At 72.6% G+C, this 22,205-nt stretch carries 19 protein-coding genes; 6 read left to right on the forward strand and 13 right to left on the reverse strand.

Annotated features, from left to right (window positions below; all coding sequences use genetic code 11):
* Nucleotides 1–7: 7 nt before the first annotated feature.
* Together AB0J76_RS09710 and AB0J76_RS09715 are read left to right on the forward strand one after the other, a co-directional pair.
* On the forward strand, nucleotides 8–964 hold the full coding sequence (locus AB0J76_RS09710) for a MoxR family ATPase (protein WP_364389231.1): 957 nt from the start codon (nucleotides 8–10) through the stop codon (nucleotides 962–964).
* A gap of 55 nt (nucleotides 965–1,019) precedes the next feature.
* Nucleotides 1,020–2,393, forward strand: a complete 1,374-nt coding sequence (locus AB0J76_RS09715) for a DUF58 domain-containing protein (RefSeq protein ID WP_352330658.1) — start codon at nucleotides 1,020–1,022, stop codon at nucleotides 2,391–2,393.
* Between the two features lie 28 nt (nucleotides 2,394–2,421).
* On the opposite strand, the gene AB0J76_RS09720 is transcribed toward AB0J76_RS09715, so the two are convergent.
* A complete protein-coding gene (locus AB0J76_RS09720) occupies nucleotides 2,422–3,414 on the reverse strand; it encodes a stage II sporulation protein M (RefSeq protein ID WP_352330660.1) in 993 nt (330 codons plus the stop codon).
* Between the two features lie 51 nt (nucleotides 3,415–3,465).
* On the opposite strand from AB0J76_RS09720, the gene AB0J76_RS09725 reads away from it, so the two are divergent.
* Nucleotides 3,466–4,440 carry an RDD family protein gene (locus AB0J76_RS09725; RefSeq protein WP_364389233.1) on the forward strand — a complete coding sequence of 325 codons (975 nt, stop codon included), beginning with the start codon at nucleotides 3,466–3,468 and terminating at the stop codon, nucleotides 4,438–4,440.
* Nucleotides 4,441–4,467: 27 nt separating this feature from the next.
* Here the strand turns inward: AB0J76_RS09725 and AB0J76_RS09730 are convergent, their stop codons facing one another.
* Nucleotides 4,468–5,874: a hypothetical protein gene (locus AB0J76_RS09730; protein ID WP_352330633.1), complete on the reverse strand. Its 1,407-nt coding sequence runs from the start codon at nucleotides 5,872–5,874 to the stop codon at nucleotides 4,468–4,470.
* A 168-nt stretch (nucleotides 5,875–6,042) separates the two neighbouring features.
* On the opposite strand from AB0J76_RS09730, the gene AB0J76_RS09735 reads away from it, so the two are divergent.
* Complete coding sequence (locus AB0J76_RS09735) at nucleotides 6,043–6,675, forward strand: DUF305 domain-containing protein (protein WP_352330631.1); 633 nt, start codon at nucleotides 6,043–6,045, stop codon at nucleotides 6,673–6,675.
* Nucleotides 6,676–6,764: 89 nt separating this feature from the next.
* Here AB0J76_RS09735 and AB0J76_RS09740 read toward each other — a convergent pair whose 3' ends face one another.
* Entirely contained in the window at nucleotides 6,765–8,000 is a 1,236-nt protein-coding gene (locus AB0J76_RS09740) for an adenosylhomocysteinase (protein ID WP_352330630.1), read from the reverse strand.
* Between the two features lie 64 nt (nucleotides 8,001–8,064).
* Nucleotides 8,065–9,492, reverse strand: coding sequence for an adenosylhomocysteinase (gene ahcY / locus AB0J76_RS09745; RefSeq protein WP_364389236.1), 1,428 nt, complete (start codon nucleotides 9,490–9,492; stop codon nucleotides 8,065–8,067).
* Nucleotides 9,493–9,594: 102 nt separating this feature from the next.
* On the opposite strand from ahcY, the gene AB0J76_RS09750 reads away from it, so the two are divergent.
* Nucleotides 9,595–9,930, forward strand: coding sequence for a MerR family DNA-binding transcriptional regulator (locus AB0J76_RS09750; RefSeq protein WP_352323391.1), 336 nt, complete (start codon nucleotides 9,595–9,597; stop codon nucleotides 9,928–9,930).
* Nucleotides 9,931–10,012: 82 nt separating this feature from the next.
* On the opposite strand, the gene AB0J76_RS09755 is transcribed toward AB0J76_RS09750, so the two are convergent.
* From AB0J76_RS09755 to AB0J76_RS09775, 5 genes are read right to left on the reverse strand one after another with little or no spacing between them, the layout of a single operon-like run.
* Nucleotides 10,013–10,939 (reverse strand): cation diffusion facilitator family transporter, encoded by a 927-nt coding sequence (locus AB0J76_RS09755; protein ID WP_352323390.1) that lies wholly within the window; start codon nucleotides 10,937–10,939, stop codon nucleotides 10,013–10,015.
* Between the two features lie 50 nt (nucleotides 10,940–10,989).
* The gene (locus AB0J76_RS09760; protein WP_352323389.1) at nucleotides 10,990–12,096 is read right to left on the reverse strand and encodes an SIS domain-containing protein; all 1,107 of its coding nucleotides are present in this window, start codon (nucleotides 12,094–12,096) and stop codon (nucleotides 10,990–10,992) included.
* Entirely contained in the window at nucleotides 12,093–12,260 is a 168-nt protein-coding gene (locus tag AB0J76_RS09765; protein WP_352323388.1) for a Trm112 family protein, read from the reverse strand. Before AB0J76_RS09765 ends, AB0J76_RS09760 begins: the two co-directional genes overlap by 4 nt.
* Nucleotides 12,257–13,606: a phosphomannomutase/phosphoglucomutase gene (locus tag AB0J76_RS09770; RefSeq protein WP_352323387.1), complete on the reverse strand. Its 1,350-nt coding sequence runs from the start codon at nucleotides 13,604–13,606 to the stop codon at nucleotides 12,257–12,259. The genes AB0J76_RS09765 and AB0J76_RS09770 overlap by 4 nt, the downstream gene beginning before the upstream one ends.
* Nucleotides 13,607–13,648: 42 nt before the next feature.
* The gene (locus tag AB0J76_RS09775; protein WP_352323386.1) at nucleotides 13,649–14,017 is read right to left on the reverse strand and encodes a DUF3499 domain-containing protein; all 369 of its coding nucleotides are present in this window, start codon (nucleotides 14,015–14,017) and stop codon (nucleotides 13,649–13,651) included.
* A gap of 397 nt (nucleotides 14,018–14,414) precedes the next feature.
* On the opposite strand from AB0J76_RS09775, the gene AB0J76_RS09780 reads away from it, so the two are divergent.
* On the forward strand, nucleotides 14,415–14,774 hold the full coding sequence (locus AB0J76_RS09780; RefSeq protein ID WP_221762053.1) for a metallopeptidase family protein: 360 nt from the start codon (nucleotides 14,415–14,417) through the stop codon (nucleotides 14,772–14,774).
* 22 nt (nucleotides 14,775–14,796) lie between these two features.
* On the opposite strand, the gene AB0J76_RS09785 is transcribed toward AB0J76_RS09780, so the two are convergent.
* From AB0J76_RS09785 to AB0J76_RS09800, 4 genes are all read right to left on the reverse strand, one after another.
* Nucleotides 14,797–16,104 (reverse strand): DUF5719 family protein, encoded by a 1,308-nt coding sequence (locus AB0J76_RS09785; RefSeq protein ID WP_352323385.1) that lies wholly within the window; start codon nucleotides 16,102–16,104, stop codon nucleotides 14,797–14,799.
* A complete protein-coding gene (locus tag AB0J76_RS09790) occupies nucleotides 16,101–18,908 on the reverse strand; it encodes a glycosyltransferase family 2 protein (RefSeq protein WP_352323384.1) in 2,808 nt (935 codons plus the stop codon). Before AB0J76_RS09790 ends, AB0J76_RS09785 begins: the two co-directional genes overlap by 4 nt.
* Nucleotides 18,909–19,012: 104 nt before the next feature.
* Complete coding sequence (locus tag AB0J76_RS09795) at nucleotides 19,013–19,273, reverse strand: WhiB family transcriptional regulator (RefSeq protein ID WP_020546325.1); 261 nt, start codon at nucleotides 19,271–19,273, stop codon at nucleotides 19,013–19,015.
* A 321-nt stretch (nucleotides 19,274–19,594) separates the two neighbouring features.
* Nucleotides 19,595–22,183 carry a hypothetical protein gene (locus AB0J76_RS09800; RefSeq protein WP_352323383.1) on the reverse strand — a complete coding sequence of 863 codons (2,589 nt, stop codon included), beginning with the start codon at nucleotides 22,181–22,183 and terminating at the stop codon, nucleotides 19,595–19,597.
* Between the last annotated feature and the right edge of the window lie 22 nt (nucleotides 22,184–22,205).

The following is a 22,205-nucleotide window of genomic DNA, read 5'->3' on the forward strand; positions in this document are numbered from 1 at the left end:
TTTCCGCGTGGCCCCCTCGGGCGAGGCGGCCAGGGAGGCGCTCGGCGCGCTGCGGGCCGAGGTGTCCAAGGCCGTGGTCGGCCAGGACGCCGTGGTCACCGGGCTCGTCATCGCCCTGCTGTGCCGGGGGCACGTGCTGCTCGAAGGCGTGCCGGGCGTGGCCAAGACGTTGATGGTGCGCACTCTCTCAGCGGCCCTGTCGCTCGACTTCAAGCGCGTGCAGTTCACGCCCGACCTGATGCCGGGCGACGTGACCGGCTCGCTGATCTACGACGCGAAGAGCAGCGAGTTCGAGTTCAGGGAGGGGCCGGTCTTCACGAACCTGCTACTCGCCGACGAGATCAACCGCACCCCGCCCAAGACGCAGGCAGCGCTGCTGGAGGCGATGGAGGAGCGGCAGGTGAGCGTGGAGGGCGCGGCCCGTCCGCTGCCCGACCCGTTCGTGGTCTGCGCGACCCAGAACCCGGTCGAGTACGAGGGCACCTACCAGCTCCCCGAGGCCCAGCTCGACCGGTTCCTGCTCAAGCTGACCGTGCCGCTGCCGCCGCGCGAGCACGAGATCTCGGTGCTCGAACGGCACGCGCGCGGCTTCGACCCGCGCGACCTGTCCGACGTCAAGGCCGTGGCCACGGCCGAGGACCTGGCGGCCGGCCGCGCGGCGGTCTCGCAGGTGCACGTGGCCCCCGAGGTGCTCGGCTACATCGTCGACGTGGCCCGCGCGACCAGGAGCTCGGCGTCGCTGCAGCTCGGCGTCTCGCCCCGTGGCGCGACGGCGCTGCTGGCGGCCTCCAGGGCGTGGGCGTGGCTGTCCGGGCGCCCCTACGTGACGCCCGACGACGTGAAGGCGCTGGCCAGGCCGGCGCTGCGGCACCGCGTCCAGCTGCGGCCCGAGGCCGAGCTGGAGGGCGCGACCGCCGACGGCCTGCTCGACGGCATCCTGGCCTCGGTCCCGGTCCCGCGCTGATGGCCCGCTCCGACGCACGCGAGAGGTCCGCGGCGGGCTCGGCCGGGAGGCGCCGATGGCTCTGACGGGACGCGCCGGGCTGCTCGCCGCGGCCGGGATCGTGGTCGTGCTGCTCGCGCCGCAGCCCGGCGCCGCGTTGGCCGGGGTCTGCCTGCTGCTGGCCGCCGCGATCATCGTGGACCTGGTGTTCGCGGGCGCCGTGCGGCCCCTGCGGTTCCACCGTTCCGGCGACACGCTCGTACGGCTGGGGCAGACGGCCACGGTCGAGCTGGTCGTGGAGAACCCGGGCCGCCGCCGGGTGCGCGGCCGGATCAGGGACGCCTGGCCGCCCTCGGCCGGGGCGGTCCCCCGGGTCGCCGAGCTGGACGTGCCGGGCGGCGAGCGGCGCAGGATCGTGGTCACGCTCAACCCGACCAGGCGCGGGGACCGCTCGTCGGTGGCGGTGACCGTGCGCTCGGTCGGGCCGCTCGGGCTGGCCGCCCGTCAGGGCAGCCACCGTTCGCCCTGGTCGGTACGGGTGCTGCCGCCGTTCCTGTCGCGCAAGCACCTGCCGTCCAGGCTGGCGCGGCTGCGCGAGCTCGACGGCCGGCATCCGGCGCTGGTGCGCGGGCAGGGCACCGAGTTCGACTCGCTGCGCGAGTACGTGGTGGGCGACGACGTGCGGTCGATCGACTGGCGGGCCACGGCGCGCCGCAACGACGTGGTCGTGCGCACCTGGCGGCCGGAGCGCGACCGGCGCGTGCTGATCGTGCTCGACACCGGCCGCACGTCGGCGGGCCGGGTGGGCGACGCGCCGGTGCCGCTGTCCGGGGCCGCCGCGCAGGGGCCGGGGCTGCTGGTGCGTCCCGACCCGCGGCCCGCACCCGGCTGGCCGCGGCTCGACTGGTCGATGGACGCGGCGCTGCTGCTGGCCGCGCTCGCCGCCAGAGCGGGCGACCAGGTCGACTTCCTGGCCTACGACCGGGCGGTGCGCGCGTGGGTGAGCGGCGCGTCCCGTACCGAGCTGCTGTCGTCGCTGGTCAACGTGATGGCGCCGATCGAGGCCGAGCTGGTCGAGGCCGACGGGCAGGGCATGGTGGCCGCCGTCCTGTCCCGGGCCAAGCGGCGCTGCCTGGTCGTGCTGCTCACCGACCTGAACGCGGCGGCGCTCGACGAGGGCCTGATGCCGGTGTTGTCGCAGCTTTCCTCGCGGCACCTGGTGCTGGTCGCGGGCGTGTCCGACCCGCGGGTGGCGGCCATGGCGGCCAGGCGCGGCAGCACCGAGGAGGTCTACGACGCGGCGGCGGCCGAGCAGGCCCAGCTCGCGCGCCGGCGCATCACGGCCCGGCTGCGCCGGCACGGCGTCGAGGTCGTGGACGCGCCGCCCGAGGACATCGCGCCCGCCCTGGCGGACGCCTACCTGGCGCTGAAGGCCGCGGGCCGGCTCTAGACCGAGCGGGCCTTCGGACTGGGGGGCGCTAGGCCGTGGGGGCGACGTCGGGGGCGCGTTCGACGTCGCCCGTCTCGTTCTCGCGCAGGGCCCGGCGGCCGAAGACGATCACGTACGCCAGGAAGGCCGCCTCGGCGAGCACGCCGATGCCCACCCGCACGGCCGTGGGCAGCCCGGACGGCGTCACGAACGCCTCGATCAGGCCCGACACGAACAGCACCACGACCAGCCCGAGCGCGACGCTCATCACCGCCCGGCCCTGCTCGGCCAGCGCCTCCAGCCGCCTGCGCGGCCCCGGGTCGATCACCGTCCAGCCCAGGCGCAGGCCGACGGCCGCGGCCAGGAAGACGCCGGTCAGCTCCAGCAGGCCGTGCGGCGTGATCAGGCCGAAGAAGATGTCCAGCTTGCCCCTGGAGGCCATCAGCCCGGCCGAGACGCCGACGTTCTCGGCATTGCTGTAGAGGATGAACGGGATGGGGATGCCGAGCAGGATGGCGTAGATGATGACCTGGGCCGACACCCAGGCGTTGTTGACCCACACATGGCTGGCGAAGGAGGCGGCGGGGTGCTCGGAGTAGTAGTCGGCGAAGTCGTGGTCGACGAGCTGGGCGATCTCGTCCGGCGAGGCGATCGACGCCTGCACGTCGGGGTTGGCGGCCACCCAGGCCCCCAGCACCCACGCGACCGCGATGCTGGCCAGCGCCGCGGCCAGCCACCACCACCGCGCCCGGTAGGCCACCACGGGGAAGGAGACGGTGAAGAAGCGGACCAGCTCCCGCCACGCGGGCGTGTGCGCGCCGGTCACCGCCGACCGGGCCCTGGCGACCAGCGCCGACAGCCGACCGGCCAGCACCGCGTCGCGGGAGGAGGAGCGCACGATGGACAGGTGGGTGGACACCCGCTGATAGAGGTCGACCAGTTCGTCCACTTCCGCGCCGGTCAGCGAGGAGCGGTTCTTGACCAGGTGGTCGAGCCGGTCCCAGACGGGGCGGTGTGCTGTGACGAACGCATCGATGTCCACCCGACCATTGTGGCCGCTCGATCAGTGCGGCATTGCCGTTAGGCTCCACATATGTCAGAGGTTGTGACCGGGGACGCCGTCGTCGTCGAGGTGCGGGTGGCCCAGATGCCCTCGCGGGCGCTGGCGCTCGTCATCGACATGACGGTGCAGCTCGTCGTGCTGATCGGCGCGTACATGCTGCTGGGCGCGTTCGCGGTCGTCTCGGACGGCGCCATGTTCGGCGCGGCCATGATCGTACTGCTGGTGCTGGTCATGGTCGGCTATCCGGTGCTCTTCGAGACCCTCAGCAGGGGGCGCAGCCTCGGCAAGCTGGCCCTCGGCCTGCGGGTGGTCGCCGACGACGGCAGCCCCGAACGCTTCCGGCAGGCGCTGTTCCGCGGCCTGGCTGGGCTGGTGGAGTTCTGGATGTTCTCCGGCGCGCCCGCGCTGATCTCCTCGCTGGTCTCCCAGCGGGGCAAGCGGCTCGGCGACGTCTTCGCCGGGACCATCGTGATCTCCGACCGGGGGCCGCGCGAGAGCGGGCAGGCCATCCTCATGCCGCCGCCGCTGGCCGCGTGGGCCGCCTCCCTGGAGCTCTCCCAGCTTCCCGAGCAGGTGGCGCAGGCCGCCCGCCAGTACCTGATGCGCTGGCACGATCTCACGCCGCAGGTCCAGCACGACATGGGGGTGCGCATCGCGGCGCAGACCGCGGCCTTCGTGTCGCCGGCCGCGCCCGCGGGGGTGCCGCCGCACGCGTACCTGAGCGCGGTGCTGGCCGAGCGCCGGCGGCGGGAGGAGGCCCGCTTCGCGCGCCAGGCCGCCCTGGCAGCCGGCGCCGCGCCGCGGCCCACGCCGTACGCGCCGTACCCGTCGTACGCCGCGCAGCAGGGGCCGCATGCGCCGCAGGGGCCGTACCCGCAGCAGGGGCCGTACCCGCAGCCGTATCCGCAGGCGCCCCATCCGCAGGGAGCTCCGCAGCGGCCTCAGCCGGGGCCCGCGCCGGAGCCGCCGAAGGCGACTCCGGGCGGGTTCGCGCCGCCGCAGTGAGCCGGCGGCGCGGGACCTTCAGCGGGGTCAGTTGCCGCCGGGGACGCCGCGCCCGTGCTCGGGGTAGGAGCCCTGCGTCTGCGCGTTCAGCAGGCCCATCTTGACGCTGTTGGCCTGGTTCGTCCGCGGGTCGTTGAGCTTGAGCACGTCCAGGCCCAGGTTGAAGTCCGAGCCGTAGATGTAGCCGTTGTAGTAGTACGCCGACCAGAAGCCGCCGTCGAGCGGCGGAGCGGTCTCGTCCGGCCCGCGCTCGAAGTAGGCGATCTCCTGCGGGTGGGCGGAGTCGGTGAAGTCCACCACCGAGATGCCGCCCTGGTACCACGCCTGGACCATGACGTCGCGGCCCTTGACCGGGATCAGCGAGCCGTTGTGCGCGACGCAGTTCTCGGTGTCGGCCTGGTGACGGGCGATCTTGAAGTAGCCCTTGAACACGAGCTGCCCGCCGACGATGTCGTAGTAGGCGTTGGCGCCCTTGTTCGGGCCGATGGCCGCGTTGCAGGTGGCCCGGCTGCCGCCGCCCAGCTCGTCGGTGAAGACGACCTTCGTGCCCTCGTTGTTGAACGTGGCCGAGTGCCAGAACGCGAAGTTCACGTCATCGCGCACCTTCGCGGTGACCTTGGGCTGCTCGGGGTCGGAGATGTCGAGCAGGATGCCCTCGCCCATGCAGGCGCCCGCGGCGATGCCCTTCTCGGGGTAGGCGGTGATGTCGTGGCAGCCGGTGGTGGCCGACTTGCCGTTCGGGTACGGCAGCGGCAGACCGGGGTTGCCGCCGTCGGGGAACAGGTTCGGCGTCGCGACGACGGCCGCGCCGGCCGGATTGTCCAGCGGGACCTTGATGATCGAGATCAGGTCGTGCGGGGGCTTGCAGTCCGGGTAGTTCGCGTTGGGGCCGTAGGAGGAGACGTAGATGTAGACGTTCTTGCCGTCGCGGCCGGGCACCAGCGTGTTGGTGTGCGAGCCGCAGTTCGTCTCGACCGACTTGACGTACTTGGGGTTGGACTTGTCGCTCACGTCGAAGATGCGCATGCCCTCCCACGACTCCTTGACGGAGGCGCTCTGGGAGGTGCTGCTGCACGAGTCGTTGTTACGCGAGGAGTCGACGGACCCGAACAGCAGGTTGCCGTAGACCGACATGTCCATCTGGCCGCCGGGGCACACGACCGAGCTCATCAGCGACGTCTTCTTCGGCTGCTTGATGTCGTAGATCGAGAAGCCGTAGTAGTTGCCGACGAAGGCGTAGTCGCCCTGGAAGGCCATGTCGGTGTGGATGTCGGACAGCGCCTGTGGCTTGGGCACGTTCGTGACGTGCGTGATGTTCGAGCTCATGACGATCTCGCCGGGAGCCGGGATGTCCGCAGCCTGGGCGGGCAGTGTGGCGCCCGTTGCCGCCACGAGGGCGGCGACCAGGATGAGGGCCCTTCGGGGGGTGAACACTCCGTGGTCCTCCTATAAAGGGGGCATAAATCTCCGTCATCGTCGCTCACGCCCCCCGGACCTGGCCAGTGTCCAATGTGTCAAATCTTGTTCCGTTTCAACCTCTTTCGCTTGAGCGATACATGGCCTAGAGTCCGCATTCTCGTCCCGAGCCAGTCAGGAGGCCGAGTGCGCGGCGCGCTCATCGTCATCGCGGGCACGCTGATTGCCCTGTCCGGCTGCTCCTCCGGCGCGTCCTCCGCGCCGCGGGCCGACTCCACCGCGCCGGTGCTCGCCCCCGGCCGTCCGGGCGAGCAGGCCCGCACGCTGGCCCCGGGCGAGGCGGCCACCGCCGTCCCCGGGCCCACGGCCAACGCCGCCGACATCACCTACGTCCAGGACATGATCGTCCATCACCGGCAGGCCCTCGACATGGCGGTCCTGGCTCCCACCAGGGCGGACTCGGTCAAGCTCAAGGGCCTGGCCGACCGGATCAAGACGGCCCAGGGCCCGGAGATCCAGTTCATGACCACCTGGCTCAAGGAGCAGGACCAGAAGGTGCCCGACCACCACGCGGCGCACGGCGACATGCCCGGCATGGCCACGCCCGAGCAGATGGCGGCGCTGAAGGCGGCCACGGGCAAGGACTTCGACCGGCTGTTCCTGGAGCTGATGATCAAACACCATCTGGGCGCCCTCGAGATGTCCGACCGGGTCCTGACCGCGGGCTCGCACATCAAGATCGAGGAGCTGGCCACGGACGTCAGCGTCACCCAGACGGCCGAGATCCGCCGCATGCAGGAGATGCAGGCGGCCCTCTAGCCTCCCAGGAGCTCTGGCCTCGCGGGAGCTCTCGTCTCCTGGGAGCTCTCGTCTTCTGGGAGCTCTCGTCTTCTGGAAGCTCTGGTCTCCTAGGAGCCGACCCGCCAGGAGTGGAGGTAGTCCTCCTGCTCCGGGGTCAGCGTGTCGATGCCGATGCCGGCGGCGGCCAGCTTGAGCTTGGCCACCTCGTGGTCGATCTCCTCCGGCACGTCGTACACGCCGGGCAGCAGGCCCGCCCGCTGCCCCGCCAGCCAGGCCACGGCCAGCGCCTGCGCGGAGAACGACATGTCCATGACGGCCGCCGGATGGCCCTCGGCGGCGGTCAGGTTGACCAGGCGGCCCTCGGCCAGCAGCAGCAGGCGGCTGCCGTCGGGCATGACGTACTCGTCGGTGTTCGGGCGCACCCCCCGGTGCACCTCGCGGGCCATCTCGTCGAGGGCCCGCACGTCGATCTCGACGTCGAAGTGGCCGGCGTTGGCCAGGATCGCGCCGTCCTTCATCACCGACAGGTGCTCGGCTCTGATGACGTCCCGGTTGCCCGTCACGGTGACGAACAGGTCGCCGATCATCGCCGCCTCGGCCATGGGACGCACCTCGTAGCCCTGCAGGGTGGCGTCGAGGGCCTTGACGGCGTCGATCTCGGTGACGACGACCCGGGCGCCGAGCCCCTTGGCCCGTTCGGCCACGCCGCGCCCGCAGAACCCGAACCCGGCCACCACGACCGTACGGCCGGCGAGCATGGTGTTGGTGGCGCGCATGATCCCGTCGAGGGTGGACTGCCCGGTGCCGTACCGGTTGTCGAACATGCGCTTCGTCCGGGTGTCGTTGACGGCCACGACCGGGAAGCGCAGCGCCTGCTCGGCCGCCATCTGCCGCAGCCGGATGATGCCGGTGGTGGTCTCCTCGCACCCTCCGCTCACGCCTTCGAGCAGGTCGGTGCGCTCGGTGTGCAGGATGTTCACCAGGTCGCAGCCGTCGTCGAGCACGAGGTCGGGCCCGAGGTCGAGGGCCTGGTGGATGTGCAGGTAGTAGGTGGCGCGATCGACACCGGCCCGGGCGTGCACGGCGATCCCGTACGCGCGCAGGGCCTCGGCCACGTCGTCCTGGGTGGACAGCGGGTTGGAGGCGGCCAGCGCGATCTCGGCGCCGCCCGCCTTCAACGCGCCCATGAGCACGGCCGTCTCTGCGGTGACGTGCAGGCAGGCCGCGATCTTGAGCCCGTCGAGCGGGCGTTCGATCGCGAACCGCTCGCCGATGGCGGTCAGCACCGGCATCGAGCGCGCGGCCCAGGAGATCTGCCGCTCGCCGCTTTCCCAGAGATCCATGCCCAGCCCCTCGCGAAAAAGAACGGCTCCGGGAGGGACCCCCCTCCCGGAGCCGCCCAGCCGATCAGTAGCGGTAGTGGTCGGACTTGTACGGGCCCTCGACGTGCACGCCGATGTAGGACGCCTGCTCCTTGGTCAGCTCGGTGAGCTTGACGCCGAGCGCGTCGAGGTGGAGGCGGGCGACCTTCTCGTCGAGGTGCTTGGGCAGCGTGTAGACGCCGATCGGGTACTCGGCCGTCTTGGTGAACAGCTCGATCTGCGCGATCACCTGGTTGGTGAAGGAGTTGGACATGACGAAGCTGGGGTGGCCGGTGGCGCAGCCCAGGTTCATCAGGCGGCCCTCGGCCAGCACGATGATGGAGTGGCCGTCGGCGAAGACCCACTCGTCGACCTGCGGCTTGATGGTGATGCGCTCGATGCCGGGCAGCTTGGCCAGGCCGGCCATGTCGATCTCGTTGTCGAAGTGGCCGATGTTGGAGACGATCGCCTGGTGCTTCATCTTCGCCATGTGCTCGGCGGTGATGATGTTGAAGTTGCCGGTGGCGGTGACGAAGATGTCGGCGATGCCGACGACGTCCTCCAGCGTGGTGACCTGGAAGCCGTCCATGGCCGCCTGGAGGGCGCAGATCGGGTCGATCTCGGTGACGATGACCCGGGCGCCCTGGCCGCGCAGCGCGTCGGCACAGCCCTTGCCGACGTCGCCGTAGCCGCAGACCACGGCCACCTTGCCGCCGATGAGCACGTCGGTGGCGCGGTTGAGGCCGTCGATGACGGAGTGGCGGCAGCCGTACTTGTTGTCGAACTTGGACTTGGTGACCGAGTCGTTGACGTTGATCGCCGGGAAGAGGAGCTGGCCGTTCTTGTGCATCTCGTAGAGACGGTGCACGCCGGTGGTGGTCTCCTCGGTCACGCCCTTGATGCTCTCGGCGATGCGCGTCCAGCGCTTGTCCTCGCCGACCGTGCGGGTGAGCAGGTCGATGATGACGTGCCACTCCTCCGGGTCGTCGGCGCCGGCGGGGGGCACGGCCCCGGCCTTCTCGTACTCGGCGCCCTTGTGCACGAGGAGCGTGGCGTCGCCGCCGTCGTCGAGGATCATGTTGGGGGCGTCACCGCCGGGCCAGGTGAGGGCCTGCTCGGTGCACCACCAGTACTCCTCCAGCGTCTCGCCCTTCCAGGCGAACACGGGGACGCCCTTCGGGTCGTCGACGGTGCCCTCGGGGCCGACGACGACCGCGGCGGCGGCGTGGTCCTGGGTGGAGAAGATGTTGCAGCTGACCCAGCGGACCTCGGCGCCGAGCGCGACCAGCGTCTCGATGAGCACGGCCGTCTGGATCGTCATGTGCAGCGAGCCCATGATCTTCGCGCCGCGCAGGGGCTGGGAGGCCGCGTATTCCTTGCGGATCGCCATGAGGCCGGGCATCTCGTGCTCGGCGAGCCGGATCTCCTTACGGCCGAAGTCGGCAAGTGAAAGGTCGGCGACCTTGAAGTCCATCGGGATTCCCCTCGCGTCACGATTGCTGTCGCCGACGAGTTTAGGCGGCGCTCGGGCGGCCCCGCATCTCCGAGACAGCGAAACTGACGTAAGAATGTAAGGATGCGCATCACGGAAGCAGCCAAGCGGCTCGGCATGTCCCCACGAATGCTCCGATACCGGGAGGCGCTGGGCCTGCTGCCGCCGGTCCGAGAGCGGGGCGCGCACCGCAGGTTCGGGCCCGAGGAGCTGGCCGCCGTGGCGCAGGGGGTGGAGCTGGAGAAACGGTTCGACGTCTCGCCCGCCGAGCTGGCCTTCGCGTTGCGCGTGCTGAGCGAGCCGCAGGTGGCCGCGGCCGTGCGCGACCTGGGCGTGCGCATCGGCCGCATCCAGGTGCCGCGCCGGGCCCTGGACTTCGAGAAGGAGAAAGCCCTGAGGCTCCTACGGCCCCAGGGCTGAGTGCCGGCCGGCCGTGGCGCGTGCCGGTCTCAGGGTTGGGCGTCAGCCGGCCGTCGTGCGCGGCCGGCCTCCGGGACGAGCGTCAGCTCGCCGTCGTGCGCAGCCGGTCGAGGTCGGGCTCCAGGTAGATCACCCGCGCGATCGGCACGGCGTCGCGGATGCGCCGCTCGGCCTCGTCGATGCCGCGGGCCACCTCGCCGGCCGTGTCGTCGTGCTCGACCGCGATCTTGGCGGCCACCAGCAGCTCCTCCGGGCCGAGGTGCAGCGTGCGCATGTGGATGATCCTGGCCACCTCGGGGGCGCCCTCCAGCGCGGCCCGGATCTGCTCCTCGACCTCGGGCGAGGCGCCCTCGCCGAGCAGCAGCGACTTGGTCTCGACGGCCAGCACGACCGCGATGATCGCCAGCAGCACGCCGATCATGAGGGTGCCGATGCCGTCCCAGACGCCGTCGCCGGTGATGACGGCCATCGTCACGCCGAACAGCGCGAAGATCAGGCCGAGCAGCGCGCCCAGGTCCTCCAGCAGGATGACGGGCAGCTCCGGCGACTTCGACCGGCGGATGAAGGCGACCCACGACTGCTTGCCGCGCAGCGGGTTGGACTCCTTGATCGCCGTACGGAAGGAGAAGCCCTCGGCGATGATGGCGAAGATCAGCACCGCGAACGCCCAGATGGGCGACTCGACCTTGGCCGGTTGGGCGATCTTGTGCCAGCCCTCGTAGAGGGAGAAGACCGCGCCGATCGTGAACAGCACCACGGCGACCACGAACGCGTAGAAGTACCGCTCGCGCCCGTAGCCGAAGGGGTGGGTCTTGTCGCTGGCCCGCTGGGCCCGTTTCCCGCCGATCAGCAGCAGGAGCTGGTTGCCCGAGTCGGCGACCGAGTGGATGCCCTCGGCCAGCATCGAGGACGACCCGGTGAAGAACGCCGCCACGAACTTCGACACCGCGATCGCCAGGTTGGCGCTCAGCGCCGCAATGATTGCCTTCGTGCCACCACTCGCGCTCACCGGACGTCTCCGCTCATAAAGATCACCTAAATAAGACCTGACATGGGATCCTATTGCGAAATCCTGGCCCGAAGCTCAGTGATCGTGGCCACAGGCGTCGGATCGACGGCGTAACCGAGGGCCAGGTAGGTGGCGGCGTAGTCGGCCAGGCCCACGAGCGTGGCCAGCCGTTCGAGCGGATGCACGCCCTCCGCGGTCAGCTCGCTGACCGGCACGTCACGGTCGTGGGCGAGCCGCAGCGACACCTCGCGCTGCCGCGTGACCTGCGGATGTTCCTCGACGTCGCGCAGCATGACGAGCCTGAGCGTCGGCCCGGCCTCGTCGGCGAAGATGTCGCGCTCGGCCAGCGGCCCCTCCAGGGCCGCCACCTGGTTGTGGGCCGCCTCGGGCAACTGGCCGAAGACCGCGGGGTACTTGCCCGTCTCGTTGAGCTGGCAGGCCAGCCGGTACGCCGCCGCGCAGGCCACCGGCGAGGAACCCCAGATCATCGGGATGCTCTCGGCCAGGTCCATGGCGAGGGACTTGCCCGGATTGACGAAGGACTCGCTGGAGGGACGGCAGCGGTTGGCGATGTCCTCCAGGATCGCGGCCACCCGCTCGAACACCTCGGGCTCGGCCGTGACCAGCCCGAGCGCGGACGCGGCCACGACCACCGGGACCGTCAGCAGCCACAGCCCGGACCTCGGCTGCCCCTCGACCCGCACCGGGACGTGGATCGCCGACGCCTGCACGGCCACGGCCTCCAGCGGCGAGCCCGGCGGGCACACGGCCAGCAGCCCGCAGCCCCGCCGGACGGCCTGGACGGCGACGGAGACCGTCTCGTCGTCGTCGCCGGTGGCGGAGACGGCGAAGACCAGGTCGGTCGCGCCGACCCAGCCCGGCAGCTGGTAGGACCGCAACGTCACGATCGGCACCGGCACGCCGTTGCCGCACACCGCCGCGAGGATGTCTCCGGTCAGGCCCGCCGTGCCCATGCCCGCGACCACGACGGCCCGCGGGCGGCCCTGGGCGGACAGCCGGTCGACGCCGGCCTCGACCGCGGCACGGTGACCCGTGCGCACCTGGGCGGCCGAGGCCGCGACCGCGAGCAGCATGCCGCCCGGATCGGCCGCGGAGAGGTGTTGCTGGTCATCGAGCCGCCCGGGCTCCCAGGTCACGGCTTCCTTGCCTCATCGACCAGCAGGACGGGGATGTCGTCGCGCACGGGGTAGATCAGACCGCAGTCCGTGCAGACCAGCTCCTCGGTCTCGGCCTCGGCGCGCAGGGGCGCCTTGCAGGCCGGGCAGGCCAGGATCTCCAGCAGCCAGTCGTCGATCTTCACAGTGACACCCTTCCCACGATGGCGAGGACCTCGTCCTTGATCGCCTTCATCTTGCTCTCGTCGGCCGCCTCGGCGTTCAGCCTGAGGAGCGGCTCGGTGTTGGACGCGCGCAGGTTGAACCACCAGTCGGGGCCGGTGATCGTCAGGCCGTCGAGCTCGTCGACCTCGCCGCGGCCCGCGAAGGCCGCGCGGACGAGCGCCAGCGCCGCACCCTGGTCGGCGACCGCGCTGTTGAGCTCGCCGGAGGCGTGGTAGCGCGAGTAGGCCGCCACCACCTGGGACAACGGGCGCTCCTGCTCGCCGAGCGCGGCCAGCACGTGCATCGCGGCGAGCAGGCCCGAGTCGGCGAACCAGAAGTCGCGGAAGTAGTAGTGGGCGGAGTGCTCGCCGCCGAAGATCGCGCCGGTGCGGGCCATCTCCGCCTTGATGAAGGAGTGGCCGACGCGCGTGCGCACGGGCGTGCCGCCGTGCTCGCGGACGATCTCCGGCACGCCGAGCGAGGTGATCACGTTGTGGATGATCGTGCCGCCGGGGTCCTTGGCCAGCTCGCGGGTGGCGACCAGGGCGGTGACGGCCGACGGCGAGACGGACGCGCCGCGCTCGTCGACCACCCAGCAGCGGTCGGCGTCGCCGTCGAAGGCGAGGCCCAGGTCGGCGCCGCTCTCGACGACGGCCCGCTGCACGTCGAGGAGGTTCTGCGGCTCCAGCGGGTTGGCCTCGTGGTTGGGGAAGCTGCCGTCGAGCTCGAAGTAGAGCGGGACCAGCTCCAGCGGCAGGCCCTCGAACACGGCCGGGACGGTGTGGCCGGCCATGCCGTTGCCGGCGTCGGCGACGACCTTGAGCGGCCGGATCGCCGACAGGTCGACCAGCGAGCGCAGGTGGGCGGCGTAGCCGGACAGCAGGTCCTTCTCGATCAGCGACCCGGTGGGGGTGGCGGGGGCGCCCAGCAGCTCGGCCGCGCGGTCGCGGATCTCGGTCAGGCCGGTCTCGCCGCCGATCGGCACCGCGCCGGCGCGGCACATCTTCATGCCGTTGTAGCGGGCCGGGTTGTGGCTGGCGGTGAACATCACGCCGGGCAGGCCCAGGCTGCCGCTGGCGTAGTAGAGCAGGTCGGTGGAGCCGAGCCCGGCGAACACGACGTCGGCGCCGCGCGAGCGGGCGCCCCTGACGAACGCCTCGGCCAGCGGCACGGAGGACTCTCGCATGTCATGGGCGACCACGACGGACGCGGCTCCGGTCACCTCGACGAACGCCGCACCCACGGCCTCGGCGATCGGCTCGTCGAGCTCGTCGGGAACCACCCCGCGAACGTCGTACGCTTTGAAGATCTTGGCGAGGTCGCCCACTCTCCAGCTCCGCCCCTAGGTCGTTTGTCGTGTGAAACGAGCCTACCGGTCGCGGTGCTGCTGGGCCGACCGGAGAACGCGCAGGTGGCCCCTGCGCCCGACCTCGACCCCTTGGCCGACCGGCTCGCCGCTGCCGGACGGAGTGGGCCTGGCGGCTTCCCTGACCGCGTTGGCCAGCGCCTCCAGGTCGTCTGAGCTGGGGGAGTTGCCGTCGGTGGGGAGCCGGACGACCTCCCAGCCGCGGGGAGCGGTCAGCCGCTCGGCGTGTTCGGCGCACAGGTCGTAACAGTGTGGCTCGGCGTACGTCGCCAGAGGGCCGAGAACTGCGGTCGAGTCGGCGTATACGTACGTGAGCGTGAAGACGGCAGGCTGGCTGCAAGCGGTGCGGGAACAGCGGCGGACGGGGCTCACGGAGGGACCGTATCTGGTAAGAGTGCGAGGCGCCACTATCTGAGCGCTCTTAACGAGCGTGTCGCCACAATTCGGACACCTGTCGCAGGCTTTCCACCCACATGCGCCGATGCGCGCGCCTGAGGGACAACCTTGCCCCCTCGCCGCTGACGCCACACCGGTCGCGCCGTACTTTCCGGATTCCTTGATCGGCGACCGGGGCCGGTGACCAGCCGGAACGGACAGCCGGGCGCGGGTGCGTCCGCCGGAACCGCGACGGCGGCGACGCGGGCGGGGGTTCCGGGGGTTCGCGGGCGGGTGCCCTTACACTTGGTCGGTGACTCCAAAGCGCGGTCCCAGACGGCGCGATCGCCACGGTCGTGGCCTGCGCGGCCCCCTCGCCCCCTCCCACGTCCCCATGGCCCGTTCCCGCAGCGAGCGCTTCGACGACCTCGTCCTCGACGCCGTCGACCGGCTGCGGCCGCGGTGGGACAAACAGCTGTCCGCCGTGGAGTTCGCGGTCGAGGAGGTGCCGCCGCTCAACGAGCTGGGCGACGGCCCGAGCATGGGCACCGAGCCGATCCCGTTCGGCCGGGCCGACGCGGCCAGCGGCCAGTCACCGGCCGCGGTGGTGATCTACCGCCGCCCGCTGGAGGCGCGCGCCCGCGACCGCGACACCCTGGGCGCGATGGTGCACGACACGGTGGTCGAGCAGGTCGCCACGCTGCTCGGCCTCGCTCCCGAGACCGTCGATCCGGGCTACGACGACCGCCGCTGACCCGGACCACGACGACCCGCGCTCAGCCGGGCAGCACCACGCGGGCGCTGTCGGTCAGCGCGGGCAGCACGGTCCACACGCGCGCGGGCGCGAGCGGCTGGGCGGTGACGAGCAGGCCCTCCCTCTCCCGCTCCTCGATGACCCGGCCGCCGTAGACCTGGCCCGACACGGGCGTGACGACCACGGCGAACTCGCCCTTGCCGCGCAGCCGCACCTCCCTGGTCCGCCCGGCGGGCACCGCCACCTCGTACGGCCTGCCCGCCGCGCCCTTCGCCGGCACCTCCTGCACCCTGACCTCGCCCGGCCCGTCCGGCGCGGTGAACAGCAGCCGCGTGCCCGGACCGCTGCCCGCGACCGCGCTGCCCAGGTCGAGCGGGGGCGTGCCCGCGGTGAACGCCACGTCCAGGCGCTGCCCGGTGCCGGTGGCGACCAGCCCGGCCACGATCGGCGCGGGCGCGGTGAGCACGAGCGCGGCCGGCTCGCCGCCGATCCCGGTGGTCACGTCCAGCGCGACCACGCTGCCGGCGGGCACGTCGACGCTCTCGCGGCCTCTCATCGCGTACGCGGCGTCCTCGCTGACCGCCTTGACCTGCACGGACACGTCGTTCTCGCCGGGGGCGGCTATCAGCAGCTCGCGCCGCCCGCCGCCGCCGGGGATGCCGGGCACCACCACGCGGGTGGCCGGGGGCGCGGCGAGCGGCAGCCAGTCCACGCCGCCGCCCCGCATCGACGCCCTGGCCGCGACCGCGAGCCGGCCGAAGACGGTGGTCACGGCGACGGCCATGACGTCGGCCGAGGGTGCCAGCGTCCGGAGGTCGATCTCCCTGTGCTCGCCGGGCGCGATCTCCAGGCCGCGGCCCGCGTCGCCGGAGATCAGGCCCTCGGCCGCGTACACCTCGACGTCGGCCTGGGCCGGGGCCTTTTCGGCGTTGGTGAGGTGCAGGATCACGCCGGCCGCCGCGGGGCCGGGGCCGACCAGCCAGGCCGACTGCGCCGGCTCGGTGCAGCGCACCCCGGACAGCCCGCGGGCCGCGCCCGAGGTCACCCGGGTGGTGTATCCGGCTTCGAGCGCTCCCGGGCCGTTCGTCACGTACGGCTCGGCGTTCTTCATGACCTCGTGGGACAGGTGTTCGGGCAGGTAGACGTTCATCCGCGCGCCCTTGGCGCCGGGGCAGACGGCGGTCACCGACTCGACGGCGACCTTCCGCGGCCCCTCGGCCCCGGGCGGGACGGGGGCCGGGCGGGTGACCAGCGCGACGCCGTACAGGGCGGACAGGGCCACCACGACCAGCACCAGCAGGCCGAACCTGTTCTCCACGAACGCCTTCATCGCGCCCCCGCCGGCACGGGGACGGCCGCCTCGACGCCCTCGACCGCGCCGCTCCCCCGGCGTCCCGGCATGGCCAGGACCAGCACGATCAGGGCCAGGACGCCCTGGGTCCACAACCAGGGCGTGTGCACGACGTCCCCCGGCTGGGCGGGCACCCGGGTGAACGGCTCGGTCAGCCGCCACAGGCCGCCCGCCTCCGACAGGCTCATGCGTTCCAGCGACGGCTGCGAGTCCAGCGACCTGGCGAGCGGCGGCGGCACCGGCGCGGCCACGGCCAGCATGGCGATCCCGTGCTGGGCCAGCGTCGCGGCGTCGGTTCCGCCACGCCCGCCGACCAGGCCGCGCGCCGCGTCCGCCACCTTCGACCGTCCCTCGGAGGCTACCGGCAGCTCGGCCTCGCCGATCAACGGGGTACGGCCGTGCAGCACGGTGAAGGCGTCCCCCTTGACGACCAGCGTGCGCTCGCCGTGCCGGGTGCTCCACGCGGCCAGCGCGGGCAGCACGTCGGGCGCGTGGCCGGTCAGCGGGCCGCGCACCCCGTACGCCACCCAGTGACTCGCGGCCAGGATCGGCGTGCTCACGGCCGCGGCCACCAGCAGGGACGCGCCGATCCTGGGCAGCCCGCCGCCGGCCCGCAGTTCGGCCAGCCGGTGCGCGGTCAGGCCGACGAGCACCAGCAGCCCGGTCCCCGCGAACGCCAGCGGCACGCCGGGCCAGGCCCGCGCCCCCTCGACGCTGATCCGGCTGACCAGGACGGCCGCCAGCACGCCGTACAACGTGACGCCCCAGCCGATCGCGACGATCAGCCGCTGGCGGCGCATGAGCAGCGCGGCCAGCGCGGTCACCACCAGCCCGGCCGTCACCCAGAACGGCGGCAGCCCCGGCCCTCCCGGGCTGAGCGCGAGCAGCGACTCCGGCGCGAGCCCCGCCGCCACCAGGGCGGGATCGTGCAGGCCCGCCTCCAGGAGGATCCGGCCCGGGTCCGCGACCAGCCCGGCCAGCCACGGCAGCAGCAGCGCGACGGGCACCGCGAGCGCGATCACCATGGAGGTCGCCACGCCGCGCCGCACCCCGCCGTACGCGACGGCGGCCAGCACGCCGAGCACCGCGAAGAGCGGGTACACCAGCGGGACGAACGCCGTCCCCACGGTCAGCAGCAGCCCGAGCGCCCAGGCCGCGCGCCGCGCGCGACGCCGTTCCCCGGACAGCAGCGTGGCGCCGAGCGCGGCGTACACCGGGACCAGCACGAACACCACCGCCGTGCCGAGCCGTCCGGACGCGATCGCGCCGGTCGTGACGGGCAGCAGCGCGTACGTGCCCGCCGCCCAGGCCCGCGCGGGCACCGCCGGGATGACGTGCCGGGTCGCCAGGTACGCCGACGCCCCCGCCAGCGGCACCGAGCCGAGCAGCAGCACGGACACCGCCAGCCACGTCTTGCCGAGCGCGAGCGTCGAGGCCAGCGCCAGCAGCGCCACGTACGGCGGCGCCCAGTCGGTGGAGCCGAGCCCGATGTCGTGGAAGCCCTCGGTGTAGAACCGCCACAGATCCCCCGCGCCGCCCGTGACCGGGACCAGCGCGCCGCCGCCCAGCCGGTCGCCGCCGAGCAGCGACCGTTCGGCGGCCAGCGAGACCACGGCCAGGGCGATCACGAGGACGACGCCGGGCCGCCTGAGGAAGCCCTTGACCGCGCCGATGTCGGCGGGCGCGCTGTCCTCCTCGTCCTCGGGGGTGGAGTGGTGGTGGCGGCCGGCGGAGTCGACGGGGCCCGCGCCGGCGAGAAAGCTCTGCACCATGTCGGTCAGCCGCCGGTAGGCCGCCCCCGGCGGCGTCAGCAACCGCTTTATACGAGTGAATCCCTTTTTACGGCCCTCGCTGCGGGCCTTGCGCGCCTTCAGCAGCCGGACCGGGTGCGCGAGGATCGACCCCAGTGCCACCATCTCGTCCAGCGCGTTCGCCGGCTGCTTGCCCACCAGGAACAGCAGCGTGCGCAGGGCCGACCCGGCCAGGTTCCGCAGCAGCGCCCACACCATCACGCGGAACGGCAGGTTCGCCATGACGACGAACATCGCGTTGCGACGGTCGAGCCGGCGCGGGTGGTCGCCGCTGACCGTGATCCGCCGCCGCCTGCGGGCCGCCGCCTCGGCGTGCCAGGCCACCGCCGAGGTGACGGCCAGCACCCGGTGACCGGCGTTGCGCACCCGCCAGCACAGGTCGAGGTCGTCGCGGAAGAGCGGGAACAGCGGGTCGAGGCCGCCGAGCCGCTCCCAGACGTCGCGGCGGACCAGCATGCCCGCCGTGGAGACCGAGAGCACCTCCCGGGTGCCGTCGTGCTGCCCCTGGTCGAACTCGCGCGGCTCAAGCCCGGTGTCCCTGCGCCCGGTGAGGCCGACGGTCACGCCCAGTTCGAGCAGGCGCCTTCGGTCGAGCCAGTCGCGCAGCTTCGGGCCGAGCACCGCCGCCTTGGGATCGTGCTCGGCCGCCATGAGCAGGGCCTCAAGCGCCCGCCGGTCGGGGGCGCAGTCGTCGTGCAGCAGCCAGAGCCACTCGTCCTGGCCGCACGGCGGCAACCGGTCCAGCACCTCCGCCACCGCATCGCCGAACGAGGCCGAGCGCGGCAGCGTGAGCACGTTGGACGCGCCGAGCGCCCGTACGAGCAGGTCGGCCGAGCCGTCCCTGCTGCCGTTGTCGACCCCGGCGACGCGCTCCGGCCTGCGGCTCTGACCGGCCAGCGCGCGCAGGGTGTCCCCCAGCCAGCGGCCGCCGTCATGGGCGACGACGATCGCGGTGACGAGGGGGCGTGACATGGGCGGGCGACTCCAGCGTTGATCAGGCGCGCCCACCCTACAGCTGACATCACACGCGAAAAAGGGCCACGCGGGCTACCGCGTGACCCTTTCGCTCATATCCCCTAAACGGCCTGGCGCTTGATCCGTCTGCGCTCCCGCTCCGACAACCCACCCCAGATGCCGAAGCGCTCATCGTGTTCGAGCGCGTACTCCAAGCACTCGGCACGGACCTCGCACGATCGACAAACCTTCTTGGCTTCTCGGGTGGAGCCGCCTTTTTCCGGGAAGAACGCCTCCGGATCGGTCTGCGCGCACAACGCGCGCTCCTGCCATCCGAGTTCTTCAGCGTCAAGCTGATCCTGTGCGATGACCGGATCGGTCACTGCACACCTCCCTGCCGCCCGCCCGCAATGGAGCCCCCCATGGACGCCTTCCTCCTACCCACCCACGGGAAGGCGTAACAACATGGTTGTAATTACACGCGCGTGCCGTACGTGACGTCAAGCGGCATGACGGTATCCGGGGAAAGACCGACTCTCGCCCCGGTGTGCTCGGCATGTGGTGTTCGCACCAGGCCGACTCCCCCTGCACAGCAAGGCTTCGACCCGGTTCGTTCAACGCTGTCAGCGGTCGGAACCGTACCAGGGCGGGGTAGACGCCCGCCCTTTGGGCCACCTTCTCTCTAGCCGTCGTTTGCCGGTCCGTTACCTGCGTGGCTCGTTGGGCGTGTATATGGCCGTTGGGTCGATTGGGTCGTCACCCGGGCGGTTCTGGGCGCCGAGGGCGTCCCCGAGCTGCGAGGGGTCGAGCCGCATCGTCGACTCGCCCTGCGCCTCGCTCCAGCCGGCCGGGGCCTGGTGGGTGGGGCGGTAGGTCTGGGGCTGCTCGTACTGGCCCTGCTGGGGTTCGTACGCGTTCTGCTGCTGCTGGTAGGGCTGGGCCTGCTGCGGGTGGCCGAACGGGTCGTCGTACGGCCTGGCCGGCTGGCCGGCGTAGTCCGGCACCCGCAGGTCGGGCTGGGTGCCGGAGGCGGCCGTCGAGCTCTGGTAGGTCTCGGCCTGCTGGTAGGCGTCCAGGAGCTGCTGGGAGCGCGGGTCCACGGGCGGGTCCGGCTCCTGGAAGGCGGGGGTGGCGTACTCGTGACCGGAGTAGCCGGTGAACGGCTGGCCGCCCTGCTGGTCGAAGGCGCTCTGCCGGTCCTGGTACGGCTGCTGCGCCTCCGCCTGCGGGTACGGGACGCTCGGGCTGGTCTCGCCGCTCGGGTACGCCTGGTCGGCGAAGGCGTTCGGGGAGCTGTTGCTCGGGGCGTACGGGTTCTCGGGGGTGGGGTAGCCGGACTGGCCGTACGCGCTGGGCTGGCTGTCGGCCGGGACGTACGGCGCGGGGGTGTACTCGCCGGCCGGCGGCTGGTAACCGGAGTCGGGGAGCGTCTCGGACGGGGTGTAGGCGGGCGGGGCGTACCCCTGGTCCTGGCCGAAGCCCTGCGGCTGCGCGAACGGCTGACCGGCCGGTCCCTGCGGGTGGCCGAAGGGCTGGTCGGCGGACGGGCCCGGAAGCGCGGCCCTGGCCGGCTGGTAGGGCTGCTGCTGCTGGTACGGCTCGGACTGCTGGCCGTGAGAGGGCTGGCCGAACGGGGTCTGCTCGGGCTGCTGACCGTGCGAAGACTGACCGAAGGGCGCCTGGTCAGGCTGGCCGTGCGAAGGCTGGCCGTGCGAAGGCTGGCCGAAGGGGGCCTGGTCAGGCTGGCCGTGCGAGGACTGCCCGAAGGGAGCTTGGTCGGGCTGCTGGCCGAAGGGTGACTGGTCGGGTTGCTGGCCCTGGGCGGGCTGGCCGAACGGGGGCTGTTCGGGCTGGCCGTAGGCGGGCTGCTGACCGTGGCCCTGGCCCTGGACCTGACCGTAGGCGGGCTGGGCGTCGGGGGTTTGGGGGGCGTAGGGGGACTGCGCCTCGGCCGCGTGCGGGACGGGGGTCTCCTGCTGGTGGCCGAAGCCGGGGGCGTCGGACTGGCCGAAGCCGGGCGCGGAGGGCGCGGGCTGGCCGTAACCGGCGGGGTCGGGCTGGCCGAAGGCGGAGGCGGGCTGGCCGTAGCCGGGGGTGAACGGCTCGGGCTGGCCGTAACCGCCGGCGGAGGGGTCGGGGTGGCCGCCGTAGCTCGGGGGCTGCTGGCCGTAGCCGGGCTGCGCCCCGGGGTTCGGCGCCTGTCCGCCGCCGTAACCCGGCTGCTGCCCGAAGGCGGCCTGCGGGTCCTGCTGGCCGTACGGAGCCTGCGGGTCCTGCTGGCCGTACGGAGCTTGCTGGTCCTGCTGGCCGAAGGTGACGGTGGCGTGCTGGCCGGACGGGGGCTGGGCGGCGTACGCGGCGGAGGCGGGCTGGGGCTCGTAGCCGGAGGACGGAGGCTGGGGCGCGTAACCCGGGGACTGCTGGCCCGACGGGGGCTGGGGCGCGTACCCCGGGGACTGCTGGCCGGACGGCGGCTGCGGCGTGTAGCCCGAGCCTGCGGGGACCTGGCCCGAGGGCGGCTGCGGGGCGTAGCCGGAGGAGGCGGGCCGGCTGTCGGGAGCCGGGGGCTGGGCGTCCTGGCCCGGGGGGAGCTCGGCGAGCGCGGACTGCTGGCCGTAGGGGGTCGGCGCGGCGTGCGGCTGCGCGTACGCGGGCTGCGGCGCGGGGTCGGGCCGGCCCTGGGAGGGCTGGTCGGACTGGCCGTAGGCGGGCTGGTCCGGCTGGCCGTAGGCGGGCTGGTCCGGCTGGCCGAACTGCTGGGGGCGGCCGTACTGGGGCTGGTCCTGCTGGCCGAACTGCTGGGGCTGGCCGTAGTGGGTGGTCGGGCGGCCGTACCCGTCGAGGGTGGGGATGGGGGCGCGGCCGGGCATGATCTCCGGGAGCAGGTAGACCAGCCCGACGGCGGTCAGCGCGAGCAGGGGCACACCCGTGAGCACGTACTCCACCACGCCGCGGAAGCCGCCACCGGCGAACAGCCCCACGATCAGCGCCAGCGCGCCGAACACGGCGGCGAGCAGCAGGCCGGCGGCCGAGCCGTAGGCGATGAGCCGGGCCTTGGACGAGCGCTCGCCCGTCCTGGTGACGAGCAGCACGGCGCCCACGAGCAGCGCGGTCACGACCGGGCTGGTCAGGCCCGTCAGGTTCGCGGCGGCACGGGTGGCGAACCCGCCGCCGAGCGGGCTGCCCGAGCCGATCAGGATGTGGCCGATCGTCAGGACGACGTCCACGAGCCCGGTGACGAGCATGATCCAGGCGGCCGGCTCCCGTAGTCGGGCGGCATTGAGTTTGCTCATGAGTAACCCCCATCGGACCCTT

This window comes from Nonomuraea sp. NPDC049624 (assembly GCF_040675255.1).
Lineage (GTDB): Bacteria > Actinomycetota > Actinomycetes > Streptosporangiales > Streptosporangiaceae > Nonomuraea.